We start from the raw sequence: 4,751 nt of genomic DNA on the forward strand, positions 1-4,751 counted from the left end.
GCCAAGGTCTCGCGCGAGATGGAGAAGAAATACGACCTCGCCATTGATCCCGGCATGACCGATGGAAAGGAGCGCAATCCAAACAAGCTGTCACCTGCAGCACGGAACTACGAGGCACATACCTGGCAGGAATCATTCCAGCGGCATGTGTTGAAACATCGTGATGAGATACTGGAAGGCTTGGGGAAGGCCAAGAACTGGCGAGAAGCGCATAAGATTCTGGCCGAGTACGACATATCCATCAAACTGCGCGGCAATGGCATGGTTTTGATGAGCCCTGACGAGCAGGCGATGAAGGCCAGCCAGTTGGATCGATCATGCAGCAAAAAAAGCCTTGAGGAACGGTTCGGGGTGTTTGAGGCACGACGAGCAAAAACGCAGGGCAAGTCGAAACGTCGCTACAAGCCTCGCCCCCTCGTTCGACATCGCAACACCCCTGCCCTCTGGCGCCGTTATCTCAGCACCCGGAAAGTCATGCCCCGGCAGCCCAGCCTAGCGGCAAATGCCTTGCGAAACTGGAAGATGTTTTTGCTCATGGAAGCCCATCAGGATCCGCTGGCGATGGTGTTAATCATGGCGCATCGGGAGATGCTTAGTCTCTTGAGCCCGCGCACATCCCTGAAGAAAAATCGCCGTCCTAAAATGGAAAGGCCGTCGTAAAGCACACACACCTATTGGTCTCAAACATCCATACTCTCCATTTGCATGTATTCAGGCCTAAAGTATCAACATGCGGAACTCTAGCTCCAAATGAGATCACGATGGGAGGTATCGCAAACGGCAGAACTCAACGTAAAATGACTTTCATTCTCTAGCCTGAAAGTGGCAAAAAACCTCCAAATCCTAGCACTCTAGCTTCAATGACAAGTGAAACGATCAAACGATAGACTTCCAATCTAATATTGCACCTAACAGGTGCCTGAAATGGGTTAGACAAACTCAATCAACCCACCTGCACCTCAATTTGTTTGGCATCCACCAGCGTTGTGATCTCGGAATAGAGATCCGCACTTTGACCTGGCGCCGAAATTGAAATAACAAGTGCATAGCGTGCTTTGTCGCTAACACGCTTCTGACCTGCATGCGATTTCCACCAACCACCAACCGGGTAAATAGCGATAGCGTCATGGCCAGCCAGTTCAATCGCTCTGCCTCGCCAGAGATCACAATGCAGAGAACCAGCTTGAATCGCCTTTGATCCTAGCAGCCAACGGCTCGTCTCTCCATCAGTCTCTGTACCGTCTTTTGCTTGGCTAGCGGAAATTCGACTGCGAAACCGAGCATTGGTTTCAGTACGCTTCTTCATGTCGAAACGAAGACCAAAGGAACGATAGGTGTCCGGTCTGGTCGCAGCCTTGCCCGTCAGGTTTGGCTCAATGAAATATGAGAGCGTAACTTTCATGGTGACGACTTCATTTTCGAGCTGCTCAAGAGCTGTTTTAGGCCAAGGCAAATTGTAAAAATGCACCTCGTTAAAGACGCCAGTTCGCCCATCAGCCCCGTAAGTAAAAGGTTGAATTTCGGCCTGAGCCACAAGTGTAGCGTCATTGCGTGCCGATAGGATCGCACGCTCGATATTTGGCACGCCATACCCGAATTCGCGGAGGTATTGCTGCTTTTCGGCCTTCGAGCCGGTTTTCCAATGGGCCCCTCGGCCAATGAATTTTTTACGGATTGGTTCAGGCCAATGAGCAGAATCAACGGTAAGTGCACGATGTGTCTCTGGCCAAAGATCGGGTAACGCGGCCTGCAGTTGCCCAACGAAATGACCGGCCATACCTACTGCTGCACTAGTCGCCCAAAACGGAACCAAGGGGTCAGCTACTACGTCAGATCCCGTCGACAGAAGTGACACCGATGGGCTCCAACCGCAAAATCCTGTTTCATCTGACATCATGTTTCCTGCTTCGAACAGTACCTCCGGCTTAATTGGCGTTAAGTCATCAGGAAGCTGTTGTGAACCACGGCTGAACGGGCTGCGATGGTTCGCTGGTACTGCGGGGTAGAATGTTGGCGGCGGCGCTGGCGGCTCTTCCTTTCTGGTAAAACCACCGATAGTCAAGGCATTCCAACTTTGTGACGGGTCCTCCAATGGCTGAGAGGGTAAGACGTCGACAGCCATTCCTCCAGATACGTTGCCGGTGGCAACAACCATAAGCCGCTTAGTCCGCTCAAAAGCTAGAACTTTTTCATCATCTTCACCGGGCATGGCCCCGGCGGCGATTTGATCAAGTGCTCCACTCCAAGTTGACGGACGACTTGCCGGAAACTCTGGTGTGGAGGTTGCTATGCAATAGCTACGAAGTGCGTCAGGTCGCTCAATCTCAACCTTGCTGATCGCACCTTGGGTGACGACACCATAGCTAGGTGGTTTGGTCGCTGGAAAGCCTTGAGGTGGCAATAACTTCATTGATTCCGTGCCATGCGTTAACATAACAGGACCGATATTATTCATCACCAATTCGAGATCACCGTAGAGGACGAGGCCAGCTAATGGTGTACCGTGGCCACCATCGGCTCCATGGTCATCGCTACCCCAATCATTGTCGTATGCCCACGCACCGCGTAGACCGGGTCCGATCAGTGGGTGGCCTGCAGCAACACCCGTGTCGAGTGTGCAAACGACAGGAGCATCTTCCTCGGGAGCAACAACTCGTTGGGCCAGTTCTTCAACCCAATCATGCTGCCCTAATCGTAAGTCTCCGTGATTTAGAAAAGATTCGATAGTCCCCGTTGCACGGCGTATTTCAGAAATTGCACCCGGTACTCGCATCGCGAAATTAGCAACTGTGGCGGCCGCACCATGAATATACAGAACTGTTGTATCGGGGAAAATCAGCCTATCTTCATGAACATCAATATTTGTATTCCGCGCGGCAGTCGCCAACCGATCAGCCAAGGCAATTGGTTGGCGAACCCATAACTCCCACCAAATGACATCTGGTGCAGCCAAATCCACGTTGCCGGTAAAAATTGATACAGAATCGATAGCACGGACGTTTTCCAAGACCTCGAAACGCTCAACATCGGGCCGCCTGCGATTACCCGGATCAAGACCATAGTCAGTAATTCGACCTTGTAAAAAGGTACGTGCGTCATCTGGCACGAAAAGCAACGCACTTTCTGTGCGGTCCTCATTCCGTTCAGAACGAAGCACCACCACATCTTGCGTAGGAAACTCCAAGGTAGCCGGGACTTTGACCGCCTTGGTGCGAGCACCTTCGGCTGGTGGTAATGTCGCGATCTCAACGATAGTGCCCCGCTTCAACCCCTCAACGATAAGTCGAGGATCATCAACGGGTAGCGGTACATTCCCGAGAGCAACGGCGAGTTGATCGAGAAGACCTGCAGCATGCGCGGCATAGTCTCCGCGAAGCGGTTTGCGTTCCTGATTACGAGATGGGAATGTGTAAGCTGCGGTTTCACGGAAAGCGTCGATAGATATGTGCGGACGGTCTCTCGCATCGAAATTTTCTGGCTCCGCCATAAGTTCCTACTTATTCAGTTCGTGTTCCAACCTATCTTTTGGCGGAGCCTGATTAGCGACCGGATTGACGACGAAACTTACCTCTTAATGTCTGCCGATTATCCAACGCGCCCTTGAGTGCCTCGGGCGAAACCTTAGACGCCCCCTCCAAAATTGCATCCTTGACGACCGCATCCGCTGCTCGAACCAATTCGCCCTGGCTCAAACCATCGAGTGCTGAAGCAAGCGTGGGCCATGCTTTCCCAGCAACCTTGAACTTACCGAGCCTGCGCTCTACGATAGCTCTTGCGGAGACAACATCTGGTAGTGTGTATTCGATCACCTCATCGAAACGACGCGCCAGCGCTTCGTCCAAAATCTCCACATGATTTGTTGCCGCCAGAACTAGGCTGTCGGTTGAATTCGGCTCTTCCATAAAGGCTAGGACCGAATTCAGCACACGACGAATTTCGCCTACATCGTTAGGATCACCTCGGCGCGCACCGATTGCATCGAACTCGTCAAGCAAATAAACCCCTCGCGTCTGGGCGATCTGGTCGAATAGAAGCCGCATTTTCCCAGCCGTCTCACCGAAGAAGCGACTGAACAGGGATTCGAGGCGTACCGTGAAGAGTGGTAAGCGTAACTCACCAGCGAGAGCCGAAGCCGTCATCGTCTTGCCAGTGCCTGGCGGTCCCACGAGCAACATATGAGTTGCCGGAGTCTGGCCGTGTTCACGCAGCATTGCTCTTTCCTGCTGCTGGCGAACAATCCGTTGAAGCCGCGTAGCGATATCTTCAGATAGCACCATGCTCGATAACGTGACTTTGGGATAAGCGCTCTCGACAAGCCCCTGTAGTTCGCCTCTTGGCCGAGCCAATGGGATCGGCGATTGTTCACCGGCTGGCTTTCCTACGCGACGTTGGTCCCGCGCCTTCTGAACAACCCGCTTGAGTTTCTCCGCATCATCGGATCGGCCAAGGCGAGCTTCCTGTGCAGCGATCTGCAAGGCAATCGACAGCAGTTGCTCTTCATCTCCGTCGATATGCGAGTTCAGGAGTGCGAGAATTTGCTTGGTAGACATGCCCGCCTCCCTCTTTCAATTCATCTTCGCTATAATACTCTGCGATCAAGACGCCAATAGGCGCTGATAAGCGTTGTACGAATCCTATCTTAGTCACCTTTCAAAAGCCACTGTTTACTGCTCCCAATTGGCTCGCAAACTGTTCCCTGTATCCTCACTTTAAAAAGTTCGGGTATACGGATTAAATGGTTGATGGGGTGC

The 4,751-nt window shown here is 52.3% G+C and carries 2 protein-coding genes and 1 pseudogene; 1 reads left to right on the forward strand and 2 read right to left on the reverse strand.

Annotation, left to right across the window (positions count from 1 at the left end; all coding sequences use genetic code 11):
* A pseudogene (locus tag B3Z49_RS03495) lies at positions 1-660 on the forward strand (relaxase/mobilization nuclease domain-containing protein); the annotation flags it as partial.
* 283 nt (positions 661-943) lie between these two features.
* Here B3Z49_RS03495 and B3Z49_RS03500 read toward each other — a convergent pair.
* Entirely contained in the window at positions 944-3,487 is a 2,544-nt protein-coding gene (locus B3Z49_RS03500) for a S8 family peptidase (RefSeq protein ID WP_068518354.1), read from the reverse strand.
* A 52-nt stretch (positions 3,488-3,539) separates the two neighbouring features.
* Positions 3,540-4,550 carry an AAA family ATPase gene (locus B3Z49_RS03505; RefSeq protein WP_068518355.1) on the reverse strand — a complete coding sequence of 337 codons (1,011 nt, stop codon included), beginning with the start codon at positions 4,548-4,550 and terminating at the stop codon, positions 3,540-3,542.
* Positions 4,551-4,751: the final 201 nt, after the last annotated feature.

Source organism: Thalassospira sp. UBA1131, assembly GCF_002311515.1.
Taxonomy (GTDB): Bacteria; Pseudomonadota; Alphaproteobacteria; order Rhodospirillales; family Thalassospiraceae; genus Thalassospira.

Coding starts and splice junctions, on each gene's coding strand:
- B3Z49_RS03500 (WP_068518354.1), bottom strand. CDS start 3,487: ATGGCGGAGCCAGAAAATTTCGATGCGAGAGACCGTCCGCACATATCT.
- B3Z49_RS03505 (WP_068518355.1), bottom strand. CDS start 4,550: ATGTCTACCAAGCAAATTCTCGCACTCCTGAACTCGCATATCGACGGA.